At 43.0% G+C, this 15394-nt stretch carries 15 protein-coding genes and 1 pseudogene; 5 read left to right on the plus strand and 11 right to left on the minus strand.

Annotated features, from left to right (window positions below; translation table 11 throughout):
• The first annotated feature begins 43 nt into the window (after positions 1 to 43).
• Both V7K35_RS07300 and V7K35_RS07305 read left to right on the plus strand, forming a co-directional pair.
• Positions 44 to 670, plus strand: coding sequence for a precorrin-8X methylmutase (locus V7K35_RS07300; protein ID WP_335077588.1), 627 nt, complete (start codon positions 44 to 46; stop codon positions 668 to 670).
• A gap of 2 nt (positions 671 to 672) precedes the next feature.
• A complete protein-coding gene (locus V7K35_RS07305) occupies positions 673 to 1377 on the plus strand; it encodes a precorrin-2 C(20)-methyltransferase (RefSeq protein WP_335077590.1) in 705 nt (234 codons plus the stop codon).
• Between the two features lie 96 nt (positions 1378 to 1473).
• Here V7K35_RS07305 and V7K35_RS07310 read toward each other — a convergent pair whose 3' ends face one another.
• From V7K35_RS07310 to V7K35_RS07345, 8 genes and pseudogenes are all read right to left on the minus strand, one after another.
• Positions 1474 to 2160: a PHP domain-containing protein gene (locus tag V7K35_RS07310; RefSeq protein ID WP_335077592.1), complete on the minus strand. Its 687-nt coding sequence runs from the start codon at positions 2158 to 2160 to the stop codon at positions 1474 to 1476.
• Between the two features lie 355 nt (positions 2161 to 2515).
• A complete protein-coding gene (locus tag V7K35_RS07315) occupies positions 2516 to 2647 on the minus strand; it encodes a hypothetical protein (RefSeq protein WP_334797341.1) in 132 nt (43 codons plus the stop codon).
• A complete protein-coding gene (locus V7K35_RS07320) occupies positions 2625 to 3761 on the minus strand; it encodes an AIR synthase related protein (protein ID WP_335077594.1) in 1137 nt (378 codons plus the stop codon). Before V7K35_RS07320 ends, V7K35_RS07315 begins: the two co-directional genes overlap by 23 nt.
• Positions 3762 to 3823: 62 nt before the next feature.
• Positions 3824 to 4051 (minus strand): annotated as a pseudogene (locus V7K35_RS07325) (hypothetical protein).
• Positions 4052 to 4216: 165 nt separating this feature from the next.
• Entirely contained in the window at positions 4217 to 4552 is a 336-nt protein-coding gene (locus V7K35_RS07330; protein ID WP_273765021.1) for a hypothetical protein, read from the minus strand.
• Between the two features lie 369 nt (positions 4553 to 4921).
• Positions 4922 to 5524 carry a superoxide dismutase gene (locus V7K35_RS07335; RefSeq protein WP_334797339.1) on the minus strand — a complete coding sequence of 201 codons (603 nt, stop codon included), beginning with the start codon at positions 5522 to 5524 and terminating at the stop codon, positions 4922 to 4924.
• Between the two features lie 496 nt (positions 5525 to 6020).
• Positions 6021 to 7628: a bifunctional pantoate--beta-alanine ligase/(d)CMP kinase gene (locus V7K35_RS07340; protein ID WP_335077596.1), complete on the minus strand. Its 1608-nt coding sequence runs from the start codon at positions 7626 to 7628 to the stop codon at positions 6021 to 6023.
• A 210-nt stretch (positions 7629 to 7838) separates the two neighbouring features.
• Complete coding sequence (locus V7K35_RS07345; protein ID WP_335077598.1) at positions 7839 to 8942, minus strand: septal ring lytic transglycosylase RlpA family protein; 1104 nt, start codon at positions 8940 to 8942, stop codon at positions 7839 to 7841.
• A gap of 1223 nt (positions 8943 to 10165) precedes the next feature.
• Here V7K35_RS07345 and glsA point away from each other — a divergent pair.
• The 3 genes from glsA to V7K35_RS07360 all read left to right on the plus strand — a co-directional run bounded on the left by glsA (position 10166) and on the right by V7K35_RS07360 (position 12178).
• Positions 10166 to 11146: a glutaminase A gene (glsA, locus tag V7K35_RS07350; RefSeq protein ID WP_335077600.1), complete on the plus strand. Its 981-nt coding sequence runs from the start codon at positions 10166 to 10168 to the stop codon at positions 11144 to 11146.
• Positions 11147 to 11620: 474 nt separating this feature from the next.
• Complete coding sequence (locus V7K35_RS07355) at positions 11621 to 11938, plus strand: hypothetical protein (RefSeq protein WP_335077602.1); 318 nt, start codon at positions 11621 to 11623, stop codon at positions 11936 to 11938.
• A 75-nt stretch (positions 11939 to 12013) separates the two neighbouring features.
• On the plus strand, positions 12014 to 12178 hold the full coding sequence (locus V7K35_RS07360; protein ID WP_335077604.1) for a hypothetical protein: 165 nt from the start codon (positions 12014 to 12016) through the stop codon (positions 12176 to 12178).
• Between the two features lie 79 nt (positions 12179 to 12257).
• On the opposite strand, the gene V7K35_RS07365 is transcribed toward V7K35_RS07360, so the two are convergent.
• From V7K35_RS07365 to V7K35_RS07375, 3 genes are all read right to left on the minus strand, one after another.
• Positions 12258 to 13073, minus strand: coding sequence for a DUF1838 domain-containing protein (locus V7K35_RS07365; protein WP_335077606.1), 816 nt, complete (start codon positions 13071 to 13073; stop codon positions 12258 to 12260).
• A 494-nt stretch (positions 13074 to 13567) separates the two neighbouring features.
• Positions 13568 to 14752, minus strand: coding sequence for an AbrB family transcriptional regulator (locus V7K35_RS07370; protein ID WP_335077608.1), 1185 nt, complete (start codon positions 14750 to 14752; stop codon positions 13568 to 13570).
• A gap of 267 nt (positions 14753 to 15019) precedes the next feature.
• Positions 15020 to 15358, minus strand: a complete 339-nt coding sequence (locus tag V7K35_RS07375) for a hypothetical protein (protein ID WP_335077610.1) — start codon at positions 15356 to 15358, stop codon at positions 15020 to 15022.
• Positions 15359 to 15394: the final 36 nt, after the last annotated feature.

Genomic DNA, 15394 nt, shown 5'->3' on the forward strand with positions numbered 1-15394 from the left:
TCATTTGTCAATCCAAAATCCAAAATTTAAAATCCCAAATCGAATGCCCGACTACATCCGAGATGCCAACGAAATTTACCGTAATTCTTTTGCAATCATCCGGTCAGAAGCGAACCTAGATGTGCTACCAACGGATGTAGCAAAAGTTGCTGTACGTCTCATCCATGCCTGTGGAATGACGGATATCGTCACTGACTTGGGATATTCACCAACAGCAGTACAATCCGCAAGGGCAGCACTGGCAGCAGGAGCGCCGATTCTATGCGATTGCCGGATGGTTGCCGATGGCGTTACCAGGCGGCGGTTATCTGCAAACAATCAAGTTATTTGTACGCTGAACGAGCCGGAAGTGCCAGAAATTGCCCAGCGGATGGGTACTACAAGGTCGGCGGCAGCTTTAGAATTATGGCGATCGCACCTCGATGGATCAGTGATCGCAATTGGCAATGCACCTACAGCACTATTTAGACTCTTAGAAATGCTTGATGAAGTAGCTGAAAAACCTGCTATTATCTTAGGCTTTCCTGTTGGGTTTGTCGGTGCAGCCGAATCGAAAGCAGCACTGGCAGCAGACAGTAAGAATGTACCATTTTTAACCTTACATGGTCGGCGCGGTGGGAGTGCGATCGCCGCAGCAGCAGTTAACGCCTTGGCAACGGAGGAAGAATGAATATGAAAACCAAAGGTCGTCTCTATGGAATTGGTGTCGGGCCAGGCGATCCAGAACTATTGACTCTGAAGGCACTGCGATTATTACGTGCGGCTCCCGTGGTAGCCTATCAATCAGCAATAGATAAAGAGAGTATCGCTAGAGCGATCGTGGCGCAGTATCTTCCTGGCAATCAAATCGAGGTGCTATTTCACCTCCCCCGCGCCTTAGAGCCAGAAAAGGCAAAGTCTATTTATGATCAAGAAATTCAACCAATCGCCGACCATTTAGCAGCAGGTCGAGATGTCGTGGTGCTGTGTGAAGGTGATCCATTTTTCTATGGCTCGTTCATGTACCTGTTCACGCGGTTATCTGACCAATACCAAACAGAAGTTGTCCCCGGAGTTTCCTCGCTGATGGCTTGTCCGGTAGCCTTAGGTGTACCTTTCACCTACTACACCGATATTCTCACAGTCCTACCCGCCCCATTGCCAGCAGAAGAACTGACTACACATCTGCTGATGACTGATGCAGCAGCAATTATGAAACTAGGTCGCCACTTTACCAAAGTGCGGGATATCCTACATAAATTAGGGTTAGCATCACGGGCAAGATATATTGAGCGGGCATCAACGTTACAGCAACGCATCATACCTCTGGATGAAGTTGATCCAGCCAAAGTCCCCTATTTCTCGATGATTGTGATTCCCACCAAGAATCGACTATAGTCCTTTGATGAATAGTCGGCTTGACTAATCGAAAATCCCAAATAGAATAACCTCCTGGCAGATTCAACCAGGAGAGTCTAAAAAATGGATTCATTTTCACAAACGTTGTAGCAGACTCAAACCGTGGGTATCAGTACCACAAGTATTGAAAAGAAAGTATTCATCAGCCAACTTTTGCACTTGTTCTGATTCCAAAGTGCTGGGTTTCCAGGGGTTAGGGTTATTGTAGGCGTAGAAAGTTTCTACGCCATCGATACCCTTTTGGGATGCAGCGGGAATTAAGTCAAAATGCGATCGCTTGTAACGAACTGGATGAGCCAGAACTGCCAATCCTCCAGCTTCATGAATAGCAGCAATCACGTTACTTGCCTGATATTCTTTGCCTGTAGTCGCCCTTCTCTGGAGATAGGGTTTCATACTAGGGTGTTCTGCTCCAAAAGCATAAGCCAAAATGTGGACTTCTATATCCAAAAGGTTGGCATTGATTTCCACGCCACTCCACAGGTAAGGAGTGCTTGTACCAGGATTATTCCACTTCCAGTCTTCTAACCAAGCAAGGGCCGCTTGATAGCCGATAATACCATGATGATCGGTGATGGCTAACCCTTTTAGCCCAATAGCGATCGCCTGCTCCATCAATCCACTCGGCTGCAACCTGCCATCCGAGTAGACAGTGTGCATATGAAAGTTGAATAACCTTGGACAACTCTGTGCATCAATGTTTTGGAATACTTGCTTCAAAAGTTCCGCAGAAGCAGTAGTTTGGGCCAAATTTACAGCCATAACCCCCTCTGAATAAAAGTATATTTTCTTAACACACTAAAACGCCCCATTTATAGATGAGAAATCTCCAACACTATATAATTAGTGTTGGTGGCTACTTTCTCAGCTTTCTCAGCAAATTTTTCAATATGTTAAGACTAGGTTAGCAAATCTTAACCTCAGTGTTAGTGGGTAATCTAAGGTACTTTATAGCTAAGTAGTAGATAATATTACATATAAATTTTACAAATCCGCTTATCCTATTTGTGCTGAATGACTTAGTTTTAAAGACTTATTAGAATAATTTTCTCTAATCAGCCTGACATGCAAATTTAACAATAGTGTAAAAAAATACTATTTATTTCAATATTTACACTTAATTAGATAATCCAGTCATGACTTTAGTGTAGGCGTAGCCCGCCGCAGGCATCGTATAAGTAGAGTCTACAATAGCTCTAAGAAAACTAGCGATCGCTTGCGGCTGATTATACCCCCCGCGCAATCCCAAAAGACTCTCCCTTCAAGGTGACTCCAAGGGGTTCTACCACCACCTCACGGGCAAGGGACGCTTCAACCCTTCCGGCAATCACAGCCGTTAGCTTATGTTCTCTTGCGAGAATGACGATCCTCTCTGCATCCTGCTGCGACTCTGTATAGAATGCAAATCCGGCTCCATAATTGAACACGGAAAGCATCGTCTCTGCCCCGCCCTCAAGATGACCCTCGACAAACGTAAATATCTCCGGCACTGGGAGCATCGTTTCGATCACGTACCGTAACGGCTTCACCGATCGCATCAGCTTCTGCCATCCATGTCCAGTGATATTCTCCATCGCGGTGGGGCGAATTCCCTCGGCAAGTACCCCCTGTACAAGTGGTGTGTAGAGATACGACGCGGCATTCATCGCTTCCCAGAACTCCTGCCCACTGGGGAGTTTTGTTCTATAGCCATCAGGTAGAGACTCAGCAAGCTTTCGCATTGGGGTAAAGCCGTTCTCATGGGGGCCCGAACTCTCGACAAGAACAATTGTATTTCCGGCATCCAGACGCGAGCTATCAATGGGAGCGACACCAGGCGGCATAACTCCAAAAACGGAGCCTGCAATGTCGAGCCGACCTGGAATCATCTTGGTTTTGAGTTGAGGAGTTTCCCCTGAGAGGTACACGCAGCCCACTCGTTTACACCCCTCGACCACTCCATCAAGAAACCCATCAAGGAAGGCGGGGGTGAAGATTGTTTCAGGAGTGCTTGACGGCAGATAGAGACCGAGAAGTATAGTCTGCATACCTGAGGTTGCGGCGTCGTTCGTCAGACATGAGATAATCTTGATACCAATGTTCCACCAGAATCGTCGAAGCTCTTCCTCACAGAGGTCGTCAGGGCGGGTATCGTCTGCGGTGCCTAGTCCTTCGGGGACAAGTGTCATAGAAAGTTCTCTAGTCCCTGCCTCCAGAAACGGAGCGAGGTTAAAGTTGAAAGTGTTAGCGCTTGCTCCGAGACCCGATGCGGGCACGATCCCATAAGTACTTGCAAAGCCAAGTGTGCGTTTTGCGGCATCAATGAAGCGTCGCTTTGCGGCATCGAGAGTATCGTAATCGACTTGATCGAGAGCTTGAGGCATCAGGTTGCGTTTTAAGTTAAGAGTTAAGAGTTAGGAGTTAGGAAAACTCATAACTCCTGACTTTAAAATACCTCATCTTCAATACCACGCCACCATTCCCCCAAATTCATCAAGTCTTGGTAAATATCTTCTAATTCTTTGGTATAGACATCGTTTGTAAGGGTGGCTCGACGCTCTTGCAATTTTTTGAGGCGCAGTTATACCAATAGCCAAGGTTTAGAGATGCTATTCGTTGCTTCGATGTATTGTGCTAGTTCTTTACTACTGCCCGTTAGATCATTATTTGACATTTGCTCGAATTTAATAAAATCTATATCTGATCAGGGTATCAACTTTCGTAGACAATTTTCATCTCCCTTTTTATTTGTAATTTATAGTTCATCTGAACTATTAAGTGGCGAGGACTTTTAAAACATCCTCTAAGAAAAATTATTAGTTGAGTGCAGATGCGATGTCTACGACAAGGCTTTCGCCAACGCATCTCCAAGTTCACGTAATGTTCTCTCTCGTGCAAAGTCAGCTGCTGCCCGTGCCGACTCTGCCAGAATTGTGTCAGTGTTTGGCGTTAGCTTCAAAGCCCCACCTAAATAACCCAGTGCCTTAACATAACAATCAGATAAATTGGTCGAGGCTAACCGCTTTACAGTTTGGTAATCACCATTTACAAAGGCAGATAAAGCCTTGGCGTGTAAATCATTTCCGGGTTCGGGAACATCCAAAACATTGAGGATTGCCTCAATAGCTTTATTTACCTTTTCTAGTGTCAGTTCTTGTTGTACAGCTTGCACCATTGTTTTTACTCCTAAGTCCAGTTTTCAAAATTTTTAGCTTAGTTACGATCCAAATGCTATTTTACGATTCATGACACAAAACCAACAGTATTATCCCGGTCATAATTAATGGACCTCTTGCATAAGTCGAATAGACCCCCCTTAATCCCCCCTTATAAAGGGGGGAAACTTAAAATCTTGCCCCATCCCCTCAATAGTCAACCAAAAACAGCCACGAGACTAGTTCGTGACTGCTAACAAGATTGGTCAATTAACTGATTGTTTCTACTTTACATATCTGGCACAAGCCACATAGACGTATTGGCGCAGCCTCTCGTAGAGAAGCAGCTTGCCAAAAGACATCGCAGCCAGTTCAAAACTGGCAATTCATTAAGCTTTAGCCAAATTTTCAGCAACAAAGTCCCAGTTCACCAACTGTTCTAGGAAATTCTTGATAAACGCTGGACGAGCGTTTTTGTAATCAATGTAGTAAGCGTGTTCCCAAACATCCAAGGTTAGGAGTGCCTTCTGTCCATGAGCTAGTGGATTTTCTGCATTTGGTGTCTTAATCACCTTCAGCGTACCACCATCATCAATCAGCCAAGACCATCCGCTGCCGAATTGAGTTGTGGCTGCATTAGAGAATTCTTCCTTGAATTTGTCAAAGCTACCAAAGTCTTTATCAATCTTGGCTGCAATTTCACCAGTGGGTGCGCCGCCACCTGCGGGTTTCAAAGAATTCCAGAAGAAGGTGTGGTTCCAAACTTGAGCTGCGTTGTTAAAGATTCCCGCCTTAGAGGAGTCTTTAAAGGAAGTTTTGATCACTTCTTCCAGAGACTTATCGGCAAGTTCAGTACCTTCAGTGAGCTTGTTCAGGTTGTCTACATAAGCTTTGTGATGCTTGCCATAGTGATACTCGAAAGTCTCAGCTTTCATACCATAAGGCTCTAGAGCATTTTTGTCAAAGGGTAGTGGTTCTTGTACAAATACCATTGTGTGAAATCCTCTCTTTATCGGTTTCCAGTTTAAAGCTATTGCAGAAGCTTAAGAAATTAGCAGCTTTTGTTTTTAAGAGTTTTATGTCTTTCATTATGGAACATAAAACTTAACATCGTCATTCTACTACCAAAGTGAAGATGAAAACAAAGTACTTTTGTGATAAGTCAAATCGCTATTAGTTAATGATTACAAATAAAAATGGCTAATATTTCATCATTAAAGACCGATAATTAATTAGCATTTAGCAATTAAAGCTTTCATACTTCTATCTTTAGTAGGATTAATTATGATGTAAGAAATCAGTCGAAAGCAAGATGATTTAATATTTAAATAATCTAAAAAATTTAATATAAAGCTTGATTTTCAGTGAATAGAGCCAATAGTAAAATTATCTAATATTTTGTTTTTGGGTGCAATGTTGAGGATGGTAAGTGAATAATCACTCACCCACCACCCTTTGAAACTAAAAACTAACAGCAAATAGGGGTGATTACCACTGAGATAAACGCTGCTGGTAATAGTTAACAATTTGTGCGGTGACTTCAGAGACGTCTAAACCATCGGTTTGAACTTCGATCGCATCCGTTGCTTTTTGCAAAGGAGAAACTTTGCGTGTACTATCTTTCCAGTCACGTTCGGCAATGTCGTGTTCTAGCTGCTTTAAACTCACTTCGGGTTGACCTTGTTTGTTAAAGTCTTGCTGGCGGCGACGGGCGCGTTCACTTACAGAAGCGGTTAAGAAGATTTTAACTTCGGCATCAGGGAACACGTGAGTACCGATATCCCGACCTTCAGCTACTAAACCACCTCTTTTACCCCAGTTCTGCTGTTGTTTAACCAATGCTTGACGGACAGCGCTTTGTGCCGCGATCGCCGATACAAGAGATGTTACCTCAATCGTGCGAATTGCCTGGGTAACATCGATACCGTTAATCCGAACCCGCACTGTCGATTCTAAATCCTGGGTAGGAGTAAGTTCAATTTTACACTGGCTAGTTAATTCGGCGATCGCACACTCATCGTCAATGGCAATCCCCTTTTGCAATACTAACCAAGTGACAGCACGGTACATAGCTCCTGTATCTAAATACACTAAACTTAGGTTTGCTGCCACTTGACGCGCCACTGTAGATTTTCCAGCACCGGCTGGGCCATCAATGGCGATGATGGGTTGACGATCGCGCAATATCGTATTGTCAATCAAACGTGTAGAACCAAGACGAGCTGCGATCGCCAACATTCCTTCCTCCTGAACTTTTTCTAAAGACATCAACGTAGTCGGTTCAACCAATTCAATATATTCCACTGAGACCGTGCTGACCATTGCCACTTCTTGCTGTACCACTGCTATCAACTTGTTGCTATTGCGATCGCCTGCAATGAATGCAGCTTCAGCTCGTCGCAAGCCGCGATATAACACCGCTGCTTGCTCTTTTGCCGTTGCAGTCAAATATTGATTACGAGAACTGAAGGCAAGACCCGACGCTTCCCGTACTGTTGGACAAGCAACAATTTCTACTGGCAAATTTAAATCAGCTACTAAGCGTTTAATAATTGCCAGTTGCTGACCATCCTTTTGACCAAAGTAGGCACGGTCAGGCTGTACCAAGTTGAAAAGTTTGGTCACAATCGTAGCGACACCCTGAAAGTGACCTAGCCGAGAACGACCACACAAGCCTGTTATCATAGCAGATGGGGGGATAACTTGTGTAACCTTTGATTCTTGTATACTTTTGTGAGGAACTGCCATTTCTTCCGGAGTTGGTGCAAAAATGGCATCTACCCCAGCTTGTTCACAAAATTGTTGGTCTTGCTCTAAAGTGCGAGGGTAGTGTTGATAATCCTCATTGGGAGCAAATTGCAGGGGATTGACGAAAATACTAACAATCACCGTAGAATTTTCTTGCCGCGCCCGTTGGATCAAGCTTAAATGACCTTGATGCAAATTCCCCATAGTTGGCACCAGACCGACTGCCGTCTGATACCAGTTAGTCATCTCATCTAGTCTCAGATCCTCAGTAACTGCCATTAGCTTGTTTTCTGAGCAGCGTTTAGTTAAATAGCAGCGTAAAGCTGCGACTGTTGTCAGCAGGCGCACAAAAATACCCCTAGTTCTTATCGATCCCTCCCCCGCTAGTTTATATCTGAAATAGAGGGAAGAGATGCTTGAACTAGGGGAATTAAGTGATTCGGAACTGGGGATTGGGCAAAACAGTTGCGAGTTCTGAGTTCCGGCTTTGAGTAAAGAAGTGAGATTCCCTATTCAGCACTTGACTGAGCGCTCACGCCGAAGTCACTTAGCACTTGATTATTTCTCTAAGACTTCAATATGCACTTGTGCCACGCCACTGCCCATCATTCCCAAAATCCGAGCCGCACCAGCAGAAAGGTCAATGATTCGCCCGCGAATGAACGGGCCTCTGTCATTAATCCGCACCACTACAGAACGACCATTGTAGGTGTTAGTTACACGAACTTGCGTACCAAAGGGCAAGCTGCGATGGGCGGCAGTCATTTCTTCTGGATTGAACCTCTGACCGCTAGCAGTACGATTACCAGAACCATCATAGCCGTAATAGGAAGCTATGCCTCCGAAAGAGATTCGTACTGGGCCGACGGCAATCTGTTTTGGCAATTTAGGTATTGATACTGGTAGACGCACTGGTAAATTCGTAATTTCTTTTAAGGGAGATGCATTGCCTAGTAGCCTCCGCAGGCGATTGGTTGCTTGTAATGCATCTTCCGCCAAATTGTTGGTACTACCTGCTAATCGCGTACCTTCGTTGATTTCGACCAATTCTTCGTCATTAATTTTGATTACATAGCGATCGCCATCTTGCTGGAGGGAAGCGCTTTTGTTTTGCGCTTGGTTGGCAGTAGATTCGCCCCCTGCTTTCCAACTTACGGTAATCTTACTCCCGTCCACATTTTCTCGGTTCAACTGGTTGATCTTAGCTGCCATTACACCAGCTATCTGAACCGGATCATTGTCAACAGAGCTAATCTGGTTAGTCACACCCGTTAAGTTCCCAGTACTCACCGTCTTTGATGAATTGCTAGCAATAAGGGCGTACGATTGTACGCCCCCATTATCTCCAATTGCCCCAACTTTTCTAGTTTCAACGCTCGTATCTGGTAGAGAACTCAAAAAGGTGAGAACTGGTATATTTCGGATAAAAAGGGTTGCTGCCTTACGTCCTCCAATGTTGTGAGGATGAATTTGTGTAATCACAGCATCCAAGGTTTGTTTCCCTGCTCTGGATTGGTACTCTCCCACCTTTACCACATCAGGGGCAGGCGATTTTTGGGAAGCTAGCACATTTCCCTTGATGGGTTGAGTGCAACCGATTGAGGGTATGCCCAAAACACCCATAAACAGGGTAACAATAATCCACAAATGTCGTTGATTCATGCGTCCATTTTTAAAGCGACTGTAGAACTTAAGTTTTATAACTCGCGGGATTTTTCACTAGTGAGAGTGACTTCCCTCCTGATAACTCGAACTCGTTCCGTTTTCACTTTTTATTTCTAACTGCAACAGACTAGCATGAACCTTTTGGCTTGGGGATCAGGGTTTTAGCGTAATAATTGGCAACTTGATTCAATTTAAATTCCAATTTTGAGGGCGAAACCTTTTTAAAATGGTGACTTTGACTATGTAACGCTTTTTAATGCAAGTCAAAAATTTCTTAACAAAACTTTACATTTATTGCACACCAAAGTGACGATACCCCATTCACATCGCTTCTAAAGGCTCGCAACTACCACTGTATTATAGAAAACATCCCTATCAACTATTTACGAGCCAATCCCAATATGATAAATTTAATGAAATGGCATCAGCATAAATACTCAAAAGCGCTTAATTAATGAAATATTTAGATTTACCTATGAATAAGTCGTGATAGGAGTTACATCTGAAATAATTATCCAAATTAGTTTGAGTTTAATATCTTTTTTCAAGGTTTTTTCTACTGACATTAATCATGACTTTTATTATTTATGACTAGATTAAAATTAGTAATAAATGTAACTTATTGTAACAGTGTTGCTGAGTATAAAAAAAAGAGGATACTCAACTTAATATTTTTTGTGATTAATCATGAAAAAATTAGTAAATCTTGGCGATCGCTTGAAAATAAAATTTATAAGGTATTAAAAAAAACAAGAGTCATTTTTTGTTCTAAGTAGTTGCTCAAAAATGATTTTTGAGAGCAAGCTGTCTTTTCAACTGTAAAGATGTGGGGCTGTGCCCTTTCAAGGTGAACGTTTGTACTATGAAATAAATGATGTTCTAATCCAATTTTGGTATTTTAGCTAAAGCGTAGGCATCGCTTAATTTACAGTCCCAAAAGAGAGAAGTTTAATGCAGAATTTCTCTATATAATTCCATCTGATGCCTGAAATGCCGTAAAAACGTTGATAGTACATCTGCTCACCTTAAAAGGGTTAGTTGTAAAATCTTAAAGTTATCTTTTTTTGGCAAGATTATAATTGCAATTTTTTAATTAAGGTTGCGATCGCATTTATTAGACACACTACCTTTGATTTCGACACTTTACGATGTCCGGAGCTTATTCAAAAATCAAATAAGATTCCTATATACTAGGTAATTTGGGAAATGCTATCAGCCTGATGACAAGCCAAGCAAATCAAGGAGATTTAGAAATAGATCCATCCCCATTATTAACTGTTCTCAACGAGTTGCATTCCCAGTACAAGTTACTGCGGGAGGGTGCAGTAGCGAAATATATTCCAGAACTAGCAAAGGTGAACCCGGACTTGTTCAGCATTTGCATTGTGACAGTAGATGGTCAGGTTTACAAAGTTGGGGACTACGACCAACTCTTTACCATTCAGTCAATTTCCAAGGTGTTTGCTTATGGACTTGCTTTAGAAGATCATGGACTGGATTACGTTTTGACTAGAGTTGGCGTGGAACCGACAGGGGATGCATTCAACGCGATTATTTTGGATGAGCAATCAAAGCGACCTTATAATCCAATGGTAAATGCTGGAGCGATCGCTACCACCAGCTTAATCAGAGGTTTCGGCCCAACCGAACGCCTCAACCGAATGCTAGAAATGTTCCGCCGATATATTAACCGCGATGTATTCGTTGACATTTCAGTTTTTACCTCAGAACGGAGTACAGGGCATCGCAACCGCGCAATGGCGCATCTGATGTTGAACTTTGGGATGATTGACCGAAATATTGAAGAAGCTTTGGATCTTTATTTTCAGCAGTGTGCTGTGATGGTGAATTGCCAAGACTTAGCAAAGATGGCGGCTACCCTTGCTAACAGAGGTATAAACCCGATTACAAAAGAACAGGCGGTAAATAAGCATTACATCAAAGATATTCTGAGTGTTATGTATACCTGTGGAATGTACAACTTTGCAGGTGAGTGGGCTTATAAAATTGGTATTCCGGCGAAAAGCGGTATTAGTGGTGGGATTATCGCCGTTGTACCCAATCAAATGGGGATTGGAGTTTTTTCGCCGCTGCTGGATGTGCGTGGTAACAGTGTCCGGGGTGTCAAGGTATGTGAAGAACTTTCCCAACGCTTAGGGCTACATCTATTTGAGTGTCAAAGAAAAGATTACTATAAATAACGAGATTACAATGGAACGGACACCAGAGCAGTTAAAAACACTGTATCGGGTGTGCGTTATGGCAAGTAAACCGCGTCCACCTTGAAAACTGTAGTTCTTTCCGTATGAAAAGAAAAAACCCTCATCCCCCTGCCGCTTCTCCCAATATTGGGAGAAGGGGAGCCGGAAAAAAGTCCCTCTCACAGTAGGGAGAGGGACTTAGGGTGAGGGCAAAAACTACGGTTATCAACATAGATGAGGTTAATAGACCTCTTGCATAAGTCGAATAGACCCCCCTTAATCCCCCCGATATATTGGGGGGAAACTTGAAATCTTGCCCCCTCCCCAATATATCGGGGAGGGTTGGGGAGGGGTAATTCAAGGATTTTTGCAAGAGGTCTAATATGTTTCAAGCAATCAACATAGTACTGTTACAAATAGGCGAGATGGCTTCTATTTTATAATTATTTTAAAGGGATAGTCGGGATTAACATTATGCATGAAGTTTCAAAGCAGACTATAGAGACAGTACAGAAACATGCTCAAAAATCAGTTGAGCATAGTAAAGATCTACAAGAGTTGGGTAAGAGTTTAGAAACAAATGACCAAATAGAGCCGGAACAAAAAGAACGTATCAAAGCGGCTGTAGAAACCTTGCACGAGCAGGCGCAGAAATTTCAAGATTCGGCGGACAGACTAACAGAAGATCCTTCAACAGAGTTGTATTCAGAAGCAGTAACCGAGCATGTAAAGGTAAATGAAGCTCATATCAAAGCAATAGAAGAATTTCAAAAGAAACAGCCGCCAGCTTAAATAAGATATTAATTGGATATTAAATTTATCCGCTTTTAGCTGGATGTATTATTGAGTTGATTACAGGTCAGAACCTTGTTGGCACAAGGCGAACAGATAAAACCGATCGCCCTGACTGCCTACGCCAGGGAGATAAATCATCAACAGGCACTAAAAGCGGATTTCTACAAGCACATCACCAAGCCAATTGAACCAAGGACGTTAGTAGAAGCAATCTCTAGCTTGGTTCGGTTAACTTAGCTCTAATTTTAGACTTGATGCTTTTGGGATCACCATCAGCTATCTCCTGGCAAGAGTTTGATTTTGCTTTGAGGTTAGTTTACAATTCTTCTGCTTGGGGAAGCGGGAAGATTTCACCAGCCAAGTAAGCTTGAAAGTGCTTTTGGAAGTATAACCAGGAAGTCATATCTTCTCCATCTATCAATGCTTTTGGGGCTTTTTTATATAGAGGAATACGGTTATTAATTTCGTCTTGCAGCAGTAGGGGCAGTTCTGTTAAACCATTAACCTTACTGCCAACAGCACTATAGATCAGATTACCGGGGCGATCGCCCATTTTCATCCAGGGAAGCCATTGACCAATCCGATCCCAACTCAGTTTGAGTTGAGAAACTGAGGGGAGGGCTGTGTTGAATAAATCTGCGGTTGGCACAGTTAATTTAAACAATTCGGCTGCTTGATAAATTGGATTTGGGCTGTATTCGGCAAATTTGGGATCGTCTGCTAAGGGATTGGGGTAATAGGGAAATATATCAAAAACGAAGGTTGTGCTATCACCATCTACTTGTGCAGGAAAATTTCCATCGAATCTACCTTGCACTGGATTATTCGCAACGTGAATCACCGGAACTGTCTCGCCTGTCCAAGGATTTTCCCATTTGGGCAAAACCTCATCTGTTTTTGGGTTGAGGTAGTAAGTCAGTTCTCTAGAAGTAAAATCCCAGCTACCTTCTGCCGTGGGAATACATCGGCTAACACTCAATCCCAGCATCTTAAACAGGAGTTGTCTTTTCTCACCGGGGACAAAGGCGTAAATTTTACCTTTCCAAATCAGGAAAGTGGATTCGCTAGGGTCGAGGGAAGAACGAGTTTTAACCCAGTGCTGGGCTTCAAGTTCTTGGATTTGGGCAACCATTTAAAGCATCCTTAGTATCTGGATAACAAAAGAATAAGCTAATCAGCATTCAAGTTGCATCTTTGAGAGTTGGGAGACGCGATTAATCGCGTCTCTACTATTAGACCTCTTGCATAAGTCGAATAGACCCCCCTTATAAAGCTACCGTGTATACACAAGTCCTATTACCCCCCTTAATCCCCCCTTATAAAGGGGGGAAACAGAAAAAATGTTGTTCCCTCACGCCACATGCTTCAAGTCGGGCATTGCCCGCCCAACGCAGTGGCTCCCCTTTATAAGGGGAGGGTTAGGGTGGGGTAAAACCGAGATTTATCAACTACTTGAGACTTGTGTATACACCGTAGCCTTATAAAGGGGTAACTTGAAATCTTGCCCCCTCCCTAACACATACGGGGAGGGTTGGGGAGGGGTGATTCAAGGATTTTTGTAAGAGGTCTTGCAATACGCTTAGAATAAGCCTATTTTTCTTCCCCTGCTTCCCCTGCCTTCATCAATTAAACTGATTCAGAAACTTGCTCATCCAAACGGCGAAACAAAAACACCCAAAGAGGTAAAGAACTATTAATCGCAATTAGTCGCACTAAATGACCAGTTGTGACAATTTCAACATTATGATTCAATGCCAGGGAAACCAAGATCATTTCTGCTGATCCTCCTGGTGCTGTGACTAAGAGACAAGTTAGCCAGTCCCAAGAGGTTAATTGCATTGCAAGTATAGCAGCGATCGCTCCGGCTACAAGGGTCATGCCCACAGACATCAAGGCATAAGCGACAGTCTGCTTCTTAAAGTTGGGTTTGTCTCCCCAATACTCACCAATAGTAATTCCCAGGAGCATTTGACCCAATAAGTTAATTAAAGGCGGCGGACTAAAGCTAATATCACCCACGAAAGGCAGCCAATGTAGCAAAGGATTAAACCCGATACCAATTAACAATGCACCAAAAAAATCGCCAGCAGGAATTTTAAATAATATAGCGGGATAAACTACTAATCCAGTGATTAGCAGTACTAACAAAAGTAATCCTAGTTGAGATGGATCAAAATTGAGCCAAGCAGCGTTGCTTGGGAGTGTTTGCGGATAATAATTACTAGCTGATGTCTTAGCGATGAAGGGAATTAGAACAACTACTGAGGTGACGCGAATCGCTTGAACTAAGGCAACCAAGGTAACATTTTTATTGTAATCGGCGGCGATCGCTGCCATAACTCCGACACCGCCAGGAACTGTAGCCAGCATTGCTGTCATTAAGTTGGTTTTGCTGAGGCGGGAGTAAATATAACCAATACAGCTTCCACTCAGCAGCAGAAACAAGGTAAGAAAAATAAATATCGGAATATCAGAAACAACACTAGCTAGATTACCGTGGGCACTAGAAGCGCCGACAGTTAAGCCTACAAGTGCCATTCCCACTTTTCTAGCAGTGCGGTTAGGTTGGGGAGAATATTGATAAAAAATTCGACACCCTTGAAGAACCACTGTACCAGAGGCAATCCCGCCAAATATCCAGGCAATTCTGCCAATTTGAAACTTTGCCAGCAGTAAACCCAAAGGTAATGCCAGAAGTATTTCCAAGACAAGGACAATTAGTTGCTTTGCTAATAGCTGTTGTTTGGTAACAACAGGATTTTCATGAGTGTGTTCTTCCAAGCTGGGAGCAACACTTACACTTTGATTCATCGATACAAGCTTTTTTATTAATTTAACTTATGTACTGAAGCTAATGCGATCGCTCAAAATAACTAGAGCATCGATTTAACCTAACCCCCAGCCCCCAACTCTACAACGGTTGGGGGAGAGGTTCTTCCAAGATTACTGAATTAGTGTTCTAAGTCTAAATTTACCGCGTCTTCCATTCAAACAAAAATGCCTATAGAGAGAAGATAGGGGCACAATTGCAATTGTGCCCCTACAAATAATTTGTATTCCTTTCAATGGTTTAGCCGTTTAATCTTCGTCAAGGGCTGGGAAAGCTTCTTCAAGCTGCCACAACCTATCTTTATTTTCAACGAACCAAATACGAGTTTCTGGAGTTAATTTACTCCAAATGACTTCAACAGGAATGTGAGGAGATGCATATTGGTACTGCTGACCAAGTAATTTGAGATTGTCTGCTACATCATGGGGAATTCCGAATTGTTCCCAGTCAACTGTGATACTTTTTCCCGAAACTCCCGCTGTGGGGTCGAAAACCAATTGTGCTGATCTGACTAAATCAGCAAAGTGTTTCGGTTTTAGTTTGGTAATCTCCTGAATTTGGAGTGATTCGTTATACTCTTGAGACATGATCGCCGCAGTGGTAAAGATTAGTGGTGTATTGAA

Source organism: Nostoc sp., from assembly GCF_036917275.1.
GTDB lineage: Bacteria > Cyanobacteriota > Cyanobacteriia > Cyanobacteriales > Nostocaceae > Nostoc.

Excerpts from the sequence above, each read along its gene's own strand:
- V7K35_RS07345 (WP_335077598.1), bottom strand. The coding sequence starts at position 8,942 with ATGAATCAACGACATTTGTGGATTATTGTTACCCTGTTTATGGGTGTT.
- glsA (WP_335077600.1), top strand. The coding sequence starts at position 10,166 with ATGACAAGCCAAGCAAATCAAGGAGATTTAGAAATAGATCCATCCCCA.
- V7K35_RS07320 (WP_335077594.1), bottom strand. The coding sequence starts at position 3,761 with ATGCCTCAAGCTCTCGATCAAGTCGATTACGATACTCTCGATGCCGCA.
- V7K35_RS07370 (WP_335077608.1), bottom strand. The coding sequence starts at position 14,752 with ATGAATCAAAGTGTAAGTGTTGCTCCCAGCTTGGAAGAACACACTCAT.
- V7K35_RS07305 (WP_335077590.1), top strand. The coding sequence starts at position 673 with ATGAAAACCAAAGGTCGTCTCTATGGAATTGGTGTCGGGCCAGGCGAT.
- V7K35_RS07355 (WP_335077602.1), top strand. The coding sequence starts at position 11,621 with ATGCATGAAGTTTCAAAGCAGACTATAGAGACAGTACAGAAACATGCT.
- V7K35_RS07375 (WP_335077610.1), bottom strand. The coding sequence starts at position 15,358 with ATGTCTCAAGAGTATAACGAATCACTCCAAATTCAGGAGATTACCAAA.
- V7K35_RS07310 (WP_335077592.1), bottom strand. The coding sequence starts at position 2,160 with ATGGCTGTAAATTTGGCCCAAACTACTGCTTCTGCGGAACTTTTGAAG.
- V7K35_RS07365 (WP_335077606.1), bottom strand. The coding sequence starts at position 13,073 with ATGGTTGCCCAAATCCAAGAACTTGAAGCCCAGCACTGGGTTAAAACT.
- V7K35_RS07335 (WP_334797339.1), bottom strand. The coding sequence starts at position 5,524 with ATGGTATTTGTACAAGAACCACTACCCTTTGACAAAAATGCTCTAGAG.
- V7K35_RS07300 (WP_335077588.1), top strand. The coding sequence starts at position 44 with ATGCCCGACTACATCCGAGATGCCAACGAAATTTACCGTAATTCTTTT.
- V7K35_RS07330 (WP_273765021.1), bottom strand. The coding sequence starts at position 4,552 with ATGGTGCAAGCTGTACAACAAGAACTGACACTAGAAAAGGTAAATAAA.